The following is a 16,864-nucleotide window of genomic DNA, read 5'->3' as shown; positions in this document are numbered from 1 at the left end:
GCGACGAAGATCTGCGCCGTCCTCCGCTCGCCGGTGAGGCGGTCGACCACCACCGGCACGCCGTCGCCCGCGTAGTCGACGAACAGCTTGTCGCCGGCCGCGTGCGCCTGGCGCATCGTCACCGACACGCGTCCCTCCCAGGCGCGGTAAAGCTCGCAGAAGCGCGAGTACCGGTATCCGCCGGGCTCGGCGCCGAGGTACTCCTCCCACAGGATCGACAGCGTCACGTGCTTGCGCTTGAGCTCGCGGTGCACCGCCGCCCAGTCGGGCTCGGCGATGCGGCGATGACCCTGCCGGTTACCATTGCCGGTCTTGGCGAACAGGCGGGCCTCCAGGGCCGCGTCCGTGAGTTCGTCGGGCAACGGCCAGCTCAGGCCTGCGGCCTCGAACCGCCGGATGGTCAGCCGCACTGTCGAGGGCGCCGCGGCCATCCGCCGAGCAATCTCGCGGCTCGGCAGCCCAGCCGCCTTCATCCTGATCACATCGCGCACACGGCGCATCGCAAGCCTCTCCGTCGGCATCCAGGGTCCCCCTTCGCAAAGCCGAAAGGTTGACCCTATGGGAGCCAGAAGAGGTCTCGTCACCCGGGCGACATCATCCCGGAATGGTGGGCGACATCATCTCGGAACGGGTGGGCGACTTCAAATCGGAATGGTGGGCGAGATCATCTCGGAATCCTGGGCGACATCGATCGGAATCCGCAATCTAGCTGGTGGAGCAATCGCATGTCTGGCCAGGCGGGGCAGGCTTGGTATCCCACGTGCCACATTCTATCACTGGTATTGGGGGTACCGGGAGGGCGGCAGCGACATGCTGGCCGACCATCGATCTCAACCGGAGCAGGTCTCTGCGAAGTCGAGGACTGGCTGTCAGACGCCGCTTTCAGAATGGACCCAGAGGACGGCCTCATCTGGTCTTCGGTCTCGGTGATCACGACATCATGGCGTTCACCGACTACGGCAGCGAGAACCTGGTGGAGCTCATCAGGATACACAAGGACAACCTGAACTCCTCAAGCGGTGATATCGGTGGGTCCATTGTCCGCCCCGGTGAGTTTGCGGCAGCTGCGAAATTGATGTGAGCGGCTTGGGCGGCCAGTACAAAGCTCGTGCGTGAGGAGTGTTATTTCTTTCTACTACGTGGGGGGACGGGCTTTCGACCCTTACGCAACGGCTTGGGAGCCGTCGCCCCTTTGGGCGGCTGAAGAAAGAATTCAGACAAATGAACCCCAAGCGTTTCCGCGATACGGTCGAGAAGATCGATCGTCGGGTTCTCCGATTGCTGCTCGATACCGCCCATATAGGAGCGGTCGATCCTGGCATCGTATGCCAATCGCTCTTGCGAAACACCGCGATCTACGCGGATCCGGCGCACATTCCAGGCGACAAGCGCACGAGCTTTCATGCGCTAAAGCAGCCATTCCGATGGCCATCAAACCACTGGCTATAACCATACTATTGCGATAGGTTCGCCCAACATGCAGATGAGCAGAGTTCGCGCGTAATCCGAATGAAGCAGCGGTACTGGATTCAGATGGCGCGCCGAATCAGCCTGTGCTGACAAGCTACGACGAGCTGCGTCCCATTTGGGTCTTTTGATTCGAAAGGCTGGACGACAGTTCTGCTGATCGAGCGGAACGGACTGCGGTCAAATGTATTCGGACGATGGTCGGAGCGAACGAATTCAACGGGAAACGACGGCACTCAGCCGGTATTCATTGACTTTGGCAAGAATGCTCCTGAAGGCCGCGACAATCGGCTCTCTGCGAAAAGGTTCTGAATACGGCTACCGTTCCTAAAATCGAGGCTTCTCAATCTGTTAGGACTTTCAGGCCGTGCCGTCCGATCCCAAGATCGCAGATCTCGCGCCTAATGCGCCGCAGCTCACGCCATATGACGAGCAACATGCCGTCACGTATATGCGTCTGCTGGATGCCGAGGCCGATAACGCTGATTGGCGGGAAGTTGCGCGCATCGTGCTTGGTATTGATCCCACCCTGGAGCCGGATCGCGCCCGCCGTACCTTTGAAAGCCATCTGGCTCGTGCCAAGTGGGCGGCGCGCCAGGGCTTTCGGCACCTCCTGCAGCGCGGTTGGCCCAAGACTGAGCAATAAGTGCGTTCGAAACGGACGTCCCTTCTGGTGATGACCGATCGCAAAATTAGATCGTCATATCGCGCAAACTGCATCAATCGCGACTATCTGCATTCGCGCAACCAGAAATAGTCACATTCGTCGGGCTGCAATTCCCTGCGTGTGCGTTATGAACATACGGGGAAAGTGGTGCGATGCCGGGTGCAGACTGGAGATCAGAGAAGGCCTATCTCGAAGCCAACAAAGCAGAAGCTGCGGACATAGCCTGGGAGTGGCTGCGCCGCAATGGCGAGTACCAACGGGACTATATGGCCCTCGCCATGAGCGAACGATCCGGCGCGATGGCGGACCATTTCCGGCAGCAGTGGGGACTGTGTTTTCGCAGCTGATCCGCAAAAGACGTTCGATCAACAAGCCATCTTCTGGGCGCCCGAAGTGCTCGCGACCGTGCTGCCCTTGCGCGCGGCTGTCCGCCCGGCAGCGTGGTACGATCTGGATTTCAGCAAACTGGCGGGTAGCGAGCTTCGTTATGCGCCGGATGGATGGCATGCCATCGTGGCGCTCGGAGGAGCGAAGCATCGCCTGTGGCTAACAGAACTTCCACCGACCGGCTCATCGCTTGCCGTCGACCTGCCGTTCGACGGCAGTTTCGAGCTTCGTTTGCGGGCAGCACATCGTTTTTGGCTGGCGCTCGAACGGCGCGCCATCGGACCACCGCCTCTGACGCTGCCAATCTTGACGCGTCGTCGGCTCATCCTCTCCTTGCGTGCAGTCGATGGGTCTTTGGAAGGACACAGCTATCGCGAAATCGCGCAAGGCTTGTTCGGCAAGCATCGCATTCCCGATCGCACCTGGAAAACGCACGATCTGCGCAGCCGGACCATTCGCCTGGTCAAGACCGGGCTGCATCTGGTGCGAGGCGGTTATCGCGCCTTGCTCCGTCGCAAGCGTAAAGGAGAGGACGACTCGTCGTGAGCTTTAGCTGGTCGCCTAGCCCGTATCTTACAAGACCATCGTAATCGGCCGATTAACGCGAAAAGAGGGTTTTGGCAGGGCCCGGTTAACGTCTTCGCTTCGCGGGCTGGCCGCGGCTCGCTCAACGACGGGCTCGCCGGCGATCGGACCAGTCTGCATGTGCAAATGGACGCGCTAAGATACCAAAGATCGATCAAACGTCTGCTATCACGCAAACACGGGATTAGGCAGCCTCCGGAATCGCGGCCTTCTTACAGAGCCGCGCGACCCATCGGCAAAAGGCGCGAGCAACTTCTGGGTTGTCACTGCGGTCCACCGCATAGGCCCGATATTGCATGCCGCTTGAAGTACGCGATCCCGGTATGACATGGAGAGACCCTTTACGCACGAGATCGCTGACAATGATTTCGGGCGCCACCAGCAGGCATTTCCCGCTGATGACAGCCGGCAAAGCCAAGTAGTTATGATCGTATCGCGCCCCCGACTTGATGTCCTTCGCGGTCAGGTTCATGGCTCTGAGCCAGGTGGGCAGTATGTCGGGCCTCGATGTGATATTCAGAATCGGCATTGAACGGGCAGTGGAGAGCGTTTTTCCCATGACGTGATTTGGAGCGCCTACGCATACGAGCATCTCATTGTAGATCGCCCAATCGTCGGCCGGTTCAGCGACACAAAGATCACGCGTAAGCAGGATGTCGAAATTGTCGGAGGATCTGGGCGGAGACAATGAGCTGATCACGTCGACGACGACGCCGCCCATCTCGGCGGAGAACGCCTGGAGATTGGGTATCAGGAAGGAGTAGGCGAAGGTGGAAAGAGAGGTGTGGACTACGATTCGATTAGCGTCCGTTCGGTTCCTGCGCCGCATTCTCTTCGCAGTGAAACACACTGTATCAAGCGGCTCGGCCACGGCGTTCGCAAAGAGCCTTCCGAATTCTGTCAATTCACTGCGTCGCCCCCGCCGTTGAACAAGATCCGTGCCAAAGTAGTCCTGCAACACAGCCAAATAGCGGCTGACCGAGCTCTGTGTCGTTCCCAATGTGCTCGCCGCACGCGTGACGCTCCCCTCACGCGCAATTGTCACAAAGACCCGGATAGCATTGAGGGGCACTTCATTGTGTTCGGCAGCCATTTTCTGCTCCGGTAGCTTCTGGGCCTCCGCTGATTGTCACGGCGGGCCATCGCCAGAAGCTCCATCACATTATTCGATGTTTATAGCCGGATTGCCGCTTATAAACGCATCTCGCGCTCAAAATCTGCCTTCTCGAGGATTCCGCAAACTGGTTCGGCACTTCGATTGCTCTCGACGCCTTCTAAGAGGTAATCTCCAAGTGCCGGGAAGGGGGCGACCGCTGATGTCGCAGTCGAGATCGGCGGCCGTCGAGCTGACAGGGCCGAGACGTCTTAAGAGCGTTCAGGATTGCGCCCGAATCAGAGCTCGCTGCTGAGTGCCGTCTCAAAATCTCGCTGTCAGGTATCAGTTCAGCGTTCAGCGAAGGAAGCGAGCTTCGGCCGCCTTGACCTGTTCCATATTCTGGATTCTGAAGATCTCATCCACCGGCAGAATATCCTTGTGGACATTCTGGACGCCACCATCAGCGATGATCCGGCGGAAGGTCTCCTGCATGGCAGTTGCAGCAGCACGAATGCCGTAATTGCCATAAATCATCATGCGGATGTTGCCGAGCATTTTGACCCGTTTGGCATCGAGGTCAGGGTAGGCGTTCGGCACGATCACCAGCGGCAGCGTTCCAGTCCAGGCGCGCGCAAAGCTTTCGATCTCGCAAGGAGTCTGGCTTTTCGAATGGATCAGGATCATGTCCGCGCCAGCCTCTACATAAGCGTGTGCTCGATGCAGGGCCTCCACTTCGCCGAGGCCGGCGATCAAGGCTTCCGTGCGTGCGATGACGAGGAAATCCGGATCTGACCTTGCCATGATGGCAGCCTCGATCTTCCCCTGGAATTCTTCAATGCGCAACAGGTCCTGGCGGCCCTCGGCAACAAGGCTCGTCACCTTTGGAAAAGTCTTGTCCTCGATGACAACGCTACTAGCGCCGGCCCGCTCATATTCCGTGATAGCGTGAATGACGTTAATCGCATTGCCATAGCCAGTATCGATGTCCGCGACGATCGGAAGCCTCGTGCGCCCGGCGATCGCTCGCAGCATGTCGAGATGCTGTGTCATTGAGATCAGGCTCATATCGGGCAGCCCATAAAGTGCAGACAGCTCGAAGCCGGACGCCCACACTCCGTCGAATCCGGCTTCTTCAGCGAGCATCGCTGAGAATGGGCTGTGGGCGGCCATGACGTGGACAAGGCCAGTCTCGGCCATGCGGGCACGAAGGCGTTTGGCAGAGGACATCGGAAGATCCTTTTAGGACAGGCTCGCGCAGGCGGCGATGATCCGGTCGCAGGCGCGCGTGAGGTCCTGGAGCGAGGAAGCATAGGAGATGCGGATATAGGGCGAAGCCATGAAGCCGCTGCCAGGCACGACAGCGACGGCGAAGGCGTCGAGCAGATACATGGCAAAATCACTGTCGGTCTCGATCATCTGGCCGTCTGGCGTGCGCTTGCCAATGACCCCCGCGCAGGAGGGGAAAACATAAAAGGCACCGTCCGGCACACGGCAAGCAAGCCCCTTGGCTTGCTTCAGCTTGGCGACAACAAGATCGCGGCGCTCTAAAATGCACGCGCAAACTCTGTGATATGGTCCCGTCTCCCTGACAGCGCCTCCAGCGCGGCATATTGAGAAACCGAGCTGGTGTGCGAAGAGGTCTGGCCCTGGATGAGGTTCATGGCCTTGATCAGCGACAAGGGCCCGGCACCGTAGCCAACGCGCCAGCCAGTCATCGCGTCTGCCTTGGACACCCCGTTGACCGTTAAGGTACGCTCGCACAGGTCCGGTGCAACTGCTGCCATTGTTGCAAAGTCGGCGTCATAGGTGAGTTTTTCATAGATGTCGTCGGATAGCACATGCACCTGGGCATGCTTGCGCAGTACCGCCGCGAGCGCCAGTAAATCACTGCGGCTGTAGACTGCACCGGTCGGATTGCATGGCGAATTCAACATCAACCATTTGGTTCGCGGCGTGATCGCCTGGTCTAGTGCCTCGGGGCGCAGCTTGAAGCCATCGCGTTCACTGCAGGCGACGAGCACCGGCTTGCCGCCTGCAAGCGCCACCATGTCGGGATAGGAGACCCAGCATGGCGTCGGGATCACAACCTCATCGCCCGGATTGAGGCTGGCAAATAGTGCGTTGAACACAACCTGCTTGGCGCCGCAGCCCACCGTGATCTGGTCGATACCATAGTTGAGGCCATGATCGCGACGGAGGCTCTCGCCAATTGCTGCCTGCAATTGCTTGATTCCGGCGACCGCCGTGTACTTCGTCTGCCCGGCACGGATGGCCCGGATGCCAGCTTCACAGATGACGGACGGCGTATCGAAATCCGGCTCGCCTTGGCTGAGCGTGATCACATCGGCTCCCTGATCTCGCAGCTCGGCGGCGCGAGCCGTCATGACCTTGGTTTGGGAGGGACGGACGACCTTGAGTCGTTCTGAAATGAGAGACAAGACACAATATCCTACGCGTTCGAATGAGCGATTGGGCATCTATCCGAACCCGAACGACCAGACGAGCCAGGTGATCGCGGCTTTGGATATAGTCACCGAAGATTACGATAACCGTATCGCTTCTTCGTGCGGCTCCGTTGGGCGCTCGCATGAGTCGTTTGTGCAGCTCCTCCTCATCATCGGCCTGCCGATCATCGCATAGTTGCAAGCACATATCGATTTATTCGATGTGTGTCATTCTGGCGTAGCAGTTTCAGGCTTCTAAGGTCGCGCACAATCGCGAAATTGAGCAACACAAGCGCTCGATTTCGCGATCGAGAGCTTGTGCCGGTCGAGCAATTCGCGGGCTGGCATTCACATCAATTGACGTGGAAGCGGAGGCGGTGATGACCCGTATCGATCTGACGCGACGGCAAGCCATCGCAGGTAGCCTTGCCGCAAGCGTGCTGGCCAGCACAGGCGCTGGCGCTGTGGAGGCTGAGCCTAAGGCATTGCCGCGTCGCCGCCTCAAGGTCGGCATGTCCGGATTTCCGCGATCGTTCGACCCTGTTATCGCGACCGATACTGCCATTCGTCGGGTCATGCCGCAGCTGTTTGATACGCTGATCAGAGTAGACCATGCCCACGACATGACGCTACGGCCTGGTTTGGCCGAGCGTTGGGAGCGGATCAACGCGCAGTCGCTGCGGCTGTTCTTGCGCAAGGACGTCGTTTTCCACGATGGGACGCCTTTGACGGCTGAAGATGTCGCCTTCAGCCTTGGTCCTGACCATCTTCTGGGACCTGGACGCAGCGGAATGGCCGAGGCGCTTCAGTCGCTTGATCGGCTCGAGAAGGTCGAAATCGTCGATCCTTACACCGTCATTATGCATGCAAAGGGTAGCGACGCACTCCTCGAGCAGCGTCTGGCCGCATGGGGATCTGAGATCGTGAGCCAGCGCGCGTTCCTGGCAGCGGGCTCGTGGCAGCGCTGGACCACTGCCCCTGTCGGAAGTGGTCCCTACAAGCTCGTCGATCACAAGCTCGATATTCGTGTCTCATTGAGTGCCCATGATGCGTATTGGGGCGGGCGGCCGCCATTCGATGGCATCGACTACCGCACCATTCCCGAGCTTTCCGCGCGCGTGAACGGCCTGCTCGCCGGCGAGCTCGACGTCGCCACTGACATTCCGCCGGACCAGTTCGCGACCATCCAGAAGCGTGCTGATCTCGAGGTCGTGGGTGGTGCCGTGCAGAATATCCGCTCGCTCGCCCTCGATCAGACTGATCCTGTTCTGAAGGATGCGCGTGTTCGCCGTGCGATGAGCCTTGCGCTCGATCGCAAGCTGATCGTGCAAAGCTTGTGGGAGAACCGGGTCCCGATTCCGAACGGCTACCAGCTGCCGAGCTACGGGGAAGGCTACATCCACGAATTCCCCTCGCTTGCCTATGATCCCGGCAAGGCCAAGGAGTTGCTGGCTGATGCTGGCTACAAGGGAGAGCAGATCGCCTATCGTCTGCTCAACAATTACTACCCCAATCAAGTCTCTGGCGCGCAAACGATGATCGAGATGTGGCGCGCGGTTGGCCTGAACGTCAAAATCCAGATGATGGAAAACTTCGCGCAAATTCAGCGCCAGCCGGTGCGTGCCATCTTCGATACGTCGAATACGGCGCTGTTCCTTGATCATCTCGGCCATCCCTGGCGTGAATTCGGTCCGAGCGGCACTCTGCCAAGGTCGATCGGAGTCTGGAGGAACGAGGAATATTTTGCGCTCGGCGCCAAGCTCCTGGACACCGTGCAGAACGAACAGCGCCGGCCGATCATCCGTCGCATGCTCGAGATCATCAACGAGGTCGATCCCCCTTGCGTGATTTTGCACGTTTCAGGTCAGTTCTATGGCAAGCGCCGCGATGTGCCATGGCTGCCGGGACTGACGCTCGATCTCAATTTCGGCCCATTCAACAGAGCTCTGATCCGGACAGAATCGCGATGATGCATACCTTGAATCGGCTTAAAGCGGATGCGGCCTGTATGATGAGGGACGAGCAGGGGCCTCGCATGGAAGCTCTTCTTCAGATCGAAGATTTGCGTGTTGCGTTCGACGGTGTGCCGACGCTGCGTGGAATCAATCTCACGCTCGCGCGCGGCGAGTCGCTGGGCATGGTCGGTGAAAGCGGTTGCGGCAAATCCGTGACATGGCTTGCTGCGCTTGGACTGTTGACGCAACGCGCTAAAGTAACGGGCAGCGTACGCCTGACCGGAGAGGAGCTGCTCCATGCACCAGCCTCTCGCCTCGACAAGGTGCGGGGCGGGCAGATCGCCATGATCTTCCAGGACCCGGCGAGCGCGCTCAATCCCGTACACAGGGTGGGCGATCAGATCATCGAGGCCTTGAGGCTTCATCGTGACATGGACCACCGCACGGCCCAGGCAGAAGCGCGACGTCTGCTCGACCAGGTCGGCATTCCCGATGCAGCGCGCCGGCTTGGCGCCTATCCCCACGAATTCTCCGGGGGGCAGAACCAGCGGGTCATGATCGCCATGGCGCTTGCAGGACAGCCCGACATCTTGATCGCTGATGAGCCTACCACCGCCCTGGATGTCACTATTCAAGCGCAGATCCTTGAGCTGCTGCGGCAAATCCAGCGCGAGACGGGCATGGCGCTGGTCCTGATCTCGCATGATCTCGGTGTCGTCAGCGAGATCTGCGAACGTGTCATGGTCCTTTACGGGGGGCACATCGTCGAAGAAGTGCCCGCCGACCGCCTCTTCGACCAACCTGCTCACCCATATACGAGAGGTCTTCTTGCGGCTCTTCCAAGTCTGGATGGGCCGCGGCAACGCCTCTTAGCCATTCCCGGTGTCGTGCCAAACGCAGCCGCGTTTCCGCTAGGCTGTCCTTTCGCCCCTCGATGCAATCGGCGGATCGGACGCTGTGATGAATGGGCAATTGAGCTCGCTTCGCTGGATGGCGACATCAGACACAGGGCTGCCTGCTTGCATGTCACGAGCGAAGCGCGCGCGGGCGAGGTCGTGGCTGCATGAGCAGGACTGCTCCGCCGATCCTCGAGGCCGATGGGCTTGTCCGAGCTTATCGATTGCCACAGGGTCTTTTCCTCCCTCCAGCGATGGTCCAGGCGGTCAATGGGCTCTCCCTGCAGCTGGCTCCCGGCGAGACCCTCGGACTGGTTGGCGAATCCGGCTGCGGTAAGTCGACTGCGGGCCGGCTCCTGATCGGCCTGGACCGGCCGGATGCCGGCAAGGTGACCTTCGGCGGAGAAGCTTTGCCTGCTATCGGCGATAGTCGATGGCGCCGGCTCAGGATGCGAATCCAAATGGTGTTCCAGGATCCGCTAGCCGCTCTCGATGCCCGACTGACGATCGGCGCGCAAATAGCCGAGCCGCTCGAAATTCACGGGCTTGGCAGCAAGTCGGAACGAGAGGGGCGGGTCAATGCGCTTCTTACCGATGTGGGGCTCAGGACCGACCACCTCGCCCGCTTTCCGCACGAGCTTTCAGGCGGCCAGCGCCAGCGTGCCGTTCTGGCTCGTGCGCTGGCCACAGATCCGGATCTCATTGTCTGCGACGAGCCAGTATCAGCACTCGACGTCTCGATCCAGGCGCAAGTGATCAATCTTCTGCGCGACCTGCAGGAGCGACGACGTATGGCGATGATTTTCATCAGCCATGATTTGCGAGTGGTCCGGCTGATCAGCAATCGGATTGCTGTAATGTATCTCGGCAGCATCGTCGAGGAAGGATCGTCTGAGGCGGTTCTTCTGGATCCCTTGCATCCTTATTCGCGGGCGCTCATTTCCGCGGTGCCAAGGCCCGGCCGACATCGCTCTCGCACCATCCTTGAAGGAGATCCGCCCAATCCGGCTGCGCGGCCGGGCGGCTGCGCATTTCATCCTCGCTGTCCGGTCGCCCTTCCGCTTTGCGCGCGGTTCGCCCCAGAGCTCAGGTCCGCGCCTGACGGGCGGCGCGTCGCCTGCCATCTGATCGGCGATCATGGTGCCGAACTCGACAAGGAGACATGATGGCTCGCTTCATTCTGGTCCGCTTCGCACGCGCGTTCCTGACCATCGGAGTTGTGGTCACATTCGCATTCGTGGTGCTGCGCGCCTCTGGCGATCCCGCCTTGGCGTTGTTGTCGCCGGAAACACCGGCGGAAGCGGTCGAGGCCTTCCGAAAGGCCTGGGGGCTCGATGCACCACTCTGGGTGCAATACGTCAAATACCTCTTTGCGGTCGTTCATGGAGATCTCGGCCAGTCGATGCGTGACGGGCGTGCCGCGATTGCCGTCGTTGCCGAGCGCATTCCGGTCACCTTGATGCTGACTGCGCCGGCGCTGATCCTCAACCTGATGATCGGCATTCCGGCCGGCATCTACGCGGCCCTCAAGCGGGATAGTCTGGCGGATCGAATGGTGATGATGGTCGCTGTCGTGGGCTTCACCGTGCCATCTTTCGTGCTCGGCCTCCTGTTCATACTCGCTTTCGCCGTCGAGCTTCCCTGGTTCCCCTCAGGCGGCGCGGGCACTTGGCACCATGTGGTGCTGCCCGTCATCACGCTCGGTCTGGGCGGCGCGGCCGTTCTGGCGCGATTCAGCCGCAGCGCCATGCTTGAGGTGCTTGGACAGCCCTATATTCGCGCGGCCAGCGCCAAGGGCGTGCCTTGGGCCAGCGTCGTGGCCGGTCACGCTCTGCCAAACGCCGCGATAGCAGTGCTGACCATCGTCGGCTTCATGGTCGGCAATCTCATCGCGGGAACGGTGCTTGTGGAGAGTGTATATTCGTGGCCAGGCCTTGGCAGCCTGCTGGTCGTGTCAGTCGCCAGTCGCGATTTGGCTGTCGTCCAGTGCATCCTGCTCGTCGTGGCCGCCGCCATGATTACCACCAATCTTACGATCGATCTGCTCTATGGCATGCTCGATCCACGTTTGCGCCAGTTGCACTTTGGGAGACGATAATTGTCGAGCATTTCCGCAGACCAGGTTCTGCCCTCCTCAAAGATGCCAAAGGTGTGGTGGTGGCGCGACCGCGCGATCGGAATAGCAGTCGCCTGGCTGCTTCTCATGCTTCTCGTCGCGATATTTGCAGATCACCTCGCTCCTTATGATTATGCAGCCCTTGACCTTCATCATCGCCTCGCTGCACCGCTTGGCCTCGGCGGAACCATCGCACATCCCTTCGGTTCAGATGAGCTCGGCCGGGACGTACTGGCACGGCTGGTCATATCCATTCGCATCAGCCTCCTTATTGCTTTCACGGCGACCTTGATCGGCGCCATCCTTGGCATTACGCTTGGCTTTTTGGCTGCTCACTTCCGCGGCTGGGTAGAGCAGCTCATTCTCGGCTGTGTCGATTTTCAGGCAAGCATGCCCTTTCTCGTTTTGGCACTCGCGGTGCTTGCCTTCTTCGGCAATTCTTTGCTCCTTTTCGTGGGGCTCATCGGTCTCCACGGATGGGAACGCTACGCCCGCGTCACCCGCGCGCTTGCCATGAGTGCCAACGAGCAAGCCTATGTGATCGCCGTACGCCAGCTTGGCGCAAGTCCATGGCGTCTCTACCTGCGCCACATCATGCCGAACATCGCTTCGACCTTGATCGTGACCATGACGCTTGCCTTTCCGGACATCATTCTGCTCGAGAGCGGCCTTAGCTTCCTTGGACTTGGTGTCCAGCCGCCGCTGACGTCCCTTGGCAATATGGTCGGCTATGGTCGTGACTATCTGACCCGTGCGCCCTGGATCCTTGTTCTGCCTTCGCTGGTCATCTCGCTTACGACCTTGTCGATTTCGCTGGTTGGCGACTGGTTGCGCGACCGGATCGACAAAACCTTATCGTGAGACTTTGAAAAGCGAGATCGAAGATATCTCATTGCTCGCAGGGGAGACGATCGTACTCTTTCGGCAACATACCAGACAAGTTCATAACTTGGTCGGACCTTTCATGTCTCAAGGTGATCTGTTCTTGCAATGGCAAGGCAAGAGAAGCGCCATGAAGTGGACCCTATGCTGAGGACTACCGGATCCGGTTTCTTAAGAGGCGCTGCTGCCGCTCGTTCTTCCCAATACTTTACGCTACTCTTGCTTGCTGCTGTTGTGGCTGTGGGGATGTGGGCAACCCGCAGCGTTGTCCAAGCTTCTCTCTTGCGGGAAGCTTCATATCCACAGCCTCTTCGCGGAATGCGCCGGTGACACCGGCCCGCCAGACGCCATCGGCGCGCGGTTTTCCAGCGCCTGATAGGGGCGCTGGAAATTGTACAACAAGGCTTGAGAACGCCCAGGGGACCGTATGCCGTGAGGTTCCGTACCGGCTTCATCCTTGGGCAGGCCGCGAGCTTTTCGTCCATGCCGTGATCGACAAGGCGGACGGCGTTGTTTTCCACTGCACGCTGGATGGATCGGAGACGTAGCGTTTTCTGGAGTTCCCATCCTGGATGTTCGACCGCGCGGCATGTGCTCGCGGTGGCAGCCTAACGGCAGAGCCCTTTGTCAGCCTGGAAGCGCTCAACGCGTTGTCGTCGCTTCTCGACGCCGGAGCGAGCGAGCGGCTTGCGGTGATCCGGCGAAGCAACCCGTGGGATTAGACACCGAGGCACGAAGCTTGAATCGATAGTATGGTTTCTGTGCTGCTGATGAGCTGTCGCGCGGCCTTTGATCGCCTATTCTTCATCAACCTCTGCACCGTACGCCGCTGATGGTCAGTGAACTGACCGAGCGCATGCGCTTCCAGCCGGGAGAGAAGATCGACCGCGGACAAGTGCGGGGCCGCGGCGAGCCATTTCTCGATCATGGGAATGTAAGGATCGAGCATCGATGGCCGACGCGGCACAGGTTTGCGCCGCAGATAGCGGCGCCGATGAATCCAAGACGCTGCGCTTGGCCACAGAAGCTGGTCAGATCGAAGCCGTCCACCCTCTGCCGGATGGGCCATGGATCTTCGCGCGCCCGGCCTTGACGACGGACGCCGCCACATCCATCACCGAACGAGCGCGGCAGAACCCAAGATACCCCGCAGGATCGTATCCCAATCAGCAAAGTCTCTTCTCATCCTGTACTTCGTGCACATGCTCCGGTTCTCAGAGAAGACGGATTCGACAATCTCGGACCCGCGGCCCCAACGGATAGACTCGGTGCCAATGCATTGTTGAGTGATGTGCCAATCTAGCGGGCTCCGGAGCTGGCCGAGCAGGAGTCGCACGAACGCCCGCTTGCACGATCAGTCACTGAGTTCCATTTGCTGCGCGTCAGCTTGTGGACAGGTAAGCTATCTAAGCGGAGCTTAGGTCACAATGACCTGCAAACAACTCAACACGTATGATGCAAGGAAAGAGGGGCACTATGTACGGCCGAATAAACTATTGGTCCGATGGTCAGTCCTATGAAACTGAAAATTCTGAGCACTCGGATTCCGAAACCTAAGACTTTTCGGATACGTTCGCTCGGATGCGATTGCAGGATACAGCTGGTAGCTCATCTTCGCGCTATTCTCTGGCTTCAAGGCCTCCTGTAGTCGAGATCGACAGAGAGACGTTCAGGACAGAAGTTAGAAAATTCCATGGAGATGAAATCAACCGAATCGCCAACAATCCACACGAGTACTCCGAGTTTGTATCGGATAGAGCTAAGCGCACATCAGAGGTTGCCAGGGAGTATGGTATCAGAAAAGATTCTAATGAAGCGCGATATTACAGTTACCAACTGGGGAATAAGAGCGTCGGGCTTCAAAGAACGGAGCCCGGATTCAGCATGACTGACTTCGAGAGCAATAGGTGGCAAGAACAGTTCCCCGGAGCAGATAGGGTTACCTCAATTGTCGATTTCCAGGTTGCTCATCCGCTGGTCACAAATGCTGGCGATATTTTGCTCGAACATGCACTTCGACAAGACGGCAAACAGCCTATGGTGAACTGGCGACCTGCCAATCCAGAAGCGAAAGCCCGGGCACAGAGCATGGGGTTCGTTGAAGTCGACGAGGACGACATGGTGCTCGATGCAGCCCGGTCCGGGAAGTGGAAACTCAACGACGACGGCAGCGTGCAACTGGGTCTCAGCGTTATCTATGTAAGGTTGATAGTGATGATGAGGTGGCAAAGGAGTCCGACGAAGATGGGGACTTTATGTAGCGCAGATCGGCAAGGACTTTTTCGAGATGGTCGGCTCACGGCCGAGCATTGAGCCGAGCGAGACCGATCACCTCGAGTGGATGGAGGACCCTGTGAGTGCGGCTCCGCGGCGCTTATGAGCTGCCCGGCATAAATACGTCAACAAAGCCCCGGCTTCGCGCCGGGGCTTTTCATTGCCACTCAGCAGAACAAGAATCATTTCGGAATTAACTATCGGGGCAGAGGCGGCACTATCGTCGTTACTTGAGATATGTCTCGATGTGTCGGCCGCTCCCACCTTCTTGGGGCACAAGGGATAGGCGAGTTTCACAATCTATTTGAAGGGATCACCGCCTGGTTGCCGCGGAGCTTGAGGCGCGCTGGAATCGCTCGCTTGCCCGCGTCGCGGAGGTAGAGAGCAAGATTGCCGCGCATGATGCGACGACCGCACCGACAGCGATCGATCCAACGATGCTCAGCGTGCTGGCCTCAGACCTCAAGTCAATCTGGTCAGGGCCGACCATCGATGCGCGGCTGTAGAAGCGCATCGTCCGTACGCTGATCCACGAGGTCGTTGCCGACATCGATGATCTGATGCGCGGTTGTAAAACTCGGTCCATCGAGCGATTCCGGCTTTGGCCTCGTTGCCATCCGAATAACCCTTGAGATAGATGTCCTCTATTTGAGCGAGCGCCACAGCCGCTCGATGAACACGTTGTCCATCCAGCGGCCGCGACCGTCCATCGAGATCCTGACACCAGTGGCGAACAGCGTGCCGGCGAAGGCTGCGCTGGTGAACTGGCTGCCCTGGTCGGTATTGAAGATCTCAGGCCGGCCGAAGCGCAAGGCCTCTTCGAGCGCAGACACACAGAACGATGTGTCCATCGTGTTCGACAGGCGCCAGGCCAGCACCGCACGGCTCGCCCAATCGATGATCGCCACCAGATATAGAAAGCCCTGGCCAATCGGCACATAAAGTGATATCGGCCGCCCCCACTTGATTTGGCCGGTCGATCAACATATGGCGCAGGAGATACGGGAAGATTTTGTGGCCCGGCGCCGGCTTTGTGGTTCTGGGCTTTGGTCCCAGCGCCGCGATGCCCATCTTGCGCATCAAGCGCTGCACGCGCTTGCGATTGATGCGACAGCCTTCGCCATTGAGCCTCGCCGTCATCCGCCGCGAGCCCAGGACGACCAGGCCGTGAACAGCTGGTCGATCCGTCGCATCAGCTCAAGTCGTTGTCATCGGCCGGCCGCGGCGGCCGATACACGCTCGATCGCGCAACGCTCAGCAGTTGGCATCGCCGGCCGATTGATAGACTCTCATGATCGCGCTGAAGCAATCCTCCGCGATCCGGCGCGCTCATCTTCCGGACCTCCTGGCTAAGAAATCTCCCTCGACGGTCAATTGTCCGATCTTGGCGTGGAGCTTCTCGACCTCCACTTCGTGGGCCGCCTCGCCATCCCGACCAGCGCCCGCGTCGAACGCCCGAACCGCTTGATCCTGAAGCTGCTTCTTCCACGCATAAATCTGGTTCACATGCACCTGGTAGCGCTGCGCCAGATCCGTCACCGTTGATTGTTCTCGCAGCGCCTCCAAGGCGATCTTTGCCCTCTGCCCCGCATCGATGTTCTGTCTCGTCTTCTCCATGGTCCACTCCGTTTACCAAAACGGAACGGCATCCGCACCACCTAAGCCGCCGGTCCAAAATTCGGGGTCCACTTCAGAAGAGCAGGGCGAATACCCAGTACCAGGGGAACGTCGGGAACCGCGCGGCTCGAGCTGCTCGGCAAAGAATTGGGCATGTTCATTAACCGCAAGGAGGTCGGCAAGCCGGGCGACTTCGCGGGTATGACAGAAACGAACTCGCAGAGTTTATCGCGCGCGAAGAAGCGAGAGTTGGCGACGGCGCTCAGGCAACGTGAGCTGCGAGGCCCAGAAAGGGAATGCAGAAGCCTCACTGAGTAGGTGAGGCAGATCAACCGGCGGTACCGCGCCCGCGCCGCGCGATTCCCGGAGCCAACGATTGCCGGGCTGTGCAGGCCACCGAACTCACACCGCCCTTGTCGGATATGACGCAGCCCCGATCGTCAGCCTTGAGACAATTCGTGCACGTGACGCGACGCTC

At 59.3% G+C, this 16,864-nt stretch carries 14 protein-coding genes and 4 pseudogenes; 12 read left to right on the top strand and 6 right to left on the bottom strand.

All coding sequences use genetic code 11. From position 1 onward, the window contains the following. Nucleotides 1-500, bottom strand: a pseudogene (locus tag P0R31_RS37300) (IS21 family transposase); the annotation flags it as partial. A 209-nt stretch (nucleotides 501-709) separates the two neighbouring features. On the opposite strand from P0R31_RS37300, the pseudogene P0R31_RS37295 reads away from it, so the two are divergent. Together P0R31_RS37295 and P0R31_RS37290 are read left to right on the top strand one after the other, a co-directional pair. Then, nucleotides 710-846: pseudogene (locus P0R31_RS37295) on the top strand (IS3 family transposase); the annotation flags it as partial. A 94-nt stretch (nucleotides 847-940) separates the two neighbouring features. Then, entirely contained in the window at nucleotides 941-1,081 is a 141-nt protein-coding gene (locus P0R31_RS37290) for a hypothetical protein (protein ID WP_275519990.1), read from the top strand. 41 nt (nucleotides 1,082-1,122) lie between these two features. On the opposite strand, the gene P0R31_RS37285 is transcribed toward P0R31_RS37290, so the two are convergent. Continuing rightward, nucleotides 1,123-1,404: a helix-turn-helix domain-containing protein gene (locus tag P0R31_RS37285; protein ID WP_247293715.1), complete on the bottom strand. Its 282-nt coding sequence runs from the start codon at nucleotides 1,402-1,404 to the stop codon at nucleotides 1,123-1,125. Between the two features lie 430 nt (nucleotides 1,405-1,834). On the opposite strand from P0R31_RS37285, the gene P0R31_RS37280 reads away from it, so the two are divergent. From P0R31_RS37280 to P0R31_RS37270, 3 genes are all read left to right on the top strand, one after another. Further along, a complete protein-coding gene (locus tag P0R31_RS37280) occupies nucleotides 1,835-2,113 on the top strand; it encodes a DNA -binding domain-containing protein (RefSeq protein ID WP_275519987.1) in 279 nt (92 codons plus the stop codon). 173 nt (nucleotides 2,114-2,286) lie between these two features. Further along, the gene (locus tag P0R31_RS37275) at nucleotides 2,287-2,481 is read left to right on the top strand and encodes a transcriptional regulator domain-containing protein (protein ID WP_275519985.1); all 195 of its coding nucleotides are present in this window, start codon (nucleotides 2,287-2,289) and stop codon (nucleotides 2,479-2,481) included. Nucleotides 2,482-2,527: 46 nt separating this feature from the next. Next, nucleotides 2,528-3,067 (top strand): DUF2285 domain-containing protein, encoded by a 540-nt coding sequence (locus P0R31_RS37270; RefSeq protein WP_275519983.1) that lies wholly within the window; start codon nucleotides 2,528-2,530, stop codon nucleotides 3,065-3,067. 223 nt (nucleotides 3,068-3,290) lie between these two features. Here P0R31_RS37270 and P0R31_RS37265 read toward each other — a convergent pair whose 3' ends face one another. The 3 genes and pseudogenes from P0R31_RS37265 to P0R31_RS37255 all read right to left on the bottom strand — a co-directional run bounded on the left by P0R31_RS37265 (nucleotide 3,291) and on the right by P0R31_RS37255 (nucleotide 6,640). Next, on the bottom strand, nucleotides 3,291-4,199 hold the full coding sequence (locus P0R31_RS37265) for a LysR family transcriptional regulator (protein WP_275519981.1): 909 nt from the start codon (nucleotides 4,197-4,199) through the stop codon (nucleotides 3,291-3,293). Between the two features lie 357 nt (nucleotides 4,200-4,556). Further along, complete coding sequence (locus P0R31_RS37260; protein ID WP_275519979.1) at nucleotides 4,557-5,429, bottom strand: isocitrate lyase/phosphoenolpyruvate mutase family protein; 873 nt, start codon at nucleotides 5,427-5,429, stop codon at nucleotides 4,557-4,559. 12 nt (nucleotides 5,430-5,441) lie between these two features. Further along, a pseudogene (locus P0R31_RS37255) lies at nucleotides 5,442-6,640 on the bottom strand (pyridoxal phosphate-dependent aminotransferase). A 31-nt stretch (nucleotides 6,641-6,671) separates the two neighbouring features. On the opposite strand from P0R31_RS37255, the gene P0R31_RS37250 reads away from it, so the two are divergent. The 7 genes from P0R31_RS37250 to P0R31_RS37220 all read left to right on the top strand — a co-directional run bounded on the left by P0R31_RS37250 (nucleotide 6,672) and on the right by P0R31_RS37220 (nucleotide 14,808). Then, entirely contained in the window at nucleotides 6,672-6,842 is a 171-nt protein-coding gene (locus P0R31_RS37250; RefSeq protein ID WP_275519977.1) for a hypothetical protein, read from the top strand. A gap of 184 nt (nucleotides 6,843-7,026) precedes the next feature. Next, complete coding sequence (locus P0R31_RS37245; RefSeq protein WP_275519975.1) at nucleotides 7,027-8,616, top strand: ABC transporter substrate-binding protein; 1,590 nt, start codon at nucleotides 7,027-7,029, stop codon at nucleotides 8,614-8,616. A 65-nt stretch (nucleotides 8,617-8,681) separates the two neighbouring features. Then, a complete protein-coding gene (locus P0R31_RS37240) occupies nucleotides 8,682-9,668 on the top strand; it encodes an ABC transporter ATP-binding protein (RefSeq protein ID WP_275519973.1) in 987 nt (328 codons plus the stop codon). Next, nucleotides 9,665-10,663: an ABC transporter ATP-binding protein gene (locus P0R31_RS37235; protein ID WP_275519971.1), complete on the top strand. Its 999-nt coding sequence runs from the start codon at nucleotides 9,665-9,667 to the stop codon at nucleotides 10,661-10,663. Before P0R31_RS37240 ends, P0R31_RS37235 begins: the two co-directional genes overlap by 4 nt. Then, nucleotides 10,663-11,595, top strand: a complete 933-nt coding sequence (locus tag P0R31_RS37230; RefSeq protein ID WP_275519998.1) for an ABC transporter permease — start codon at nucleotides 10,663-10,665, stop codon at nucleotides 11,593-11,595. Before P0R31_RS37235 ends, P0R31_RS37230 begins: the two co-directional genes overlap by 1 nt. Nucleotides 11,596-11,637: 42 nt before the next feature. Then, nucleotides 11,638-12,474: an ABC transporter permease gene (locus P0R31_RS37225; RefSeq protein ID WP_275519996.1), complete on the top strand. Its 837-nt coding sequence runs from the start codon at nucleotides 11,638-11,640 to the stop codon at nucleotides 12,472-12,474. Nucleotides 12,475-14,379: 1,905 nt separating this feature from the next. After that, on the top strand, nucleotides 14,380-14,808 hold the full coding sequence (locus P0R31_RS37220; protein WP_275519969.1) for a hypothetical protein: 429 nt from the start codon (nucleotides 14,380-14,382) through the stop codon (nucleotides 14,806-14,808). Between the two features lie 423 nt (nucleotides 14,809-15,231). Here P0R31_RS37220 and P0R31_RS41190 read toward each other — a convergent pair. Further along, nucleotides 15,232-16,386, bottom strand: a pseudogene (locus P0R31_RS41190) (IS3 family transposase). Nucleotides 16,387-16,864 lie beyond the last annotated feature (478 nt).

This window comes from Bradyrhizobium yuanmingense, from assembly GCF_029167105.1.
Lineage (GTDB): Bacteria > Pseudomonadota > Alphaproteobacteria > Rhizobiales > Xanthobacteraceae > Bradyrhizobium > Bradyrhizobium yuanmingense_A.
The sequence above is the reverse complement of the archived record's forward strand: the minus strand, read 5'-3'. Positions and strand labels throughout refer to the sequence as shown.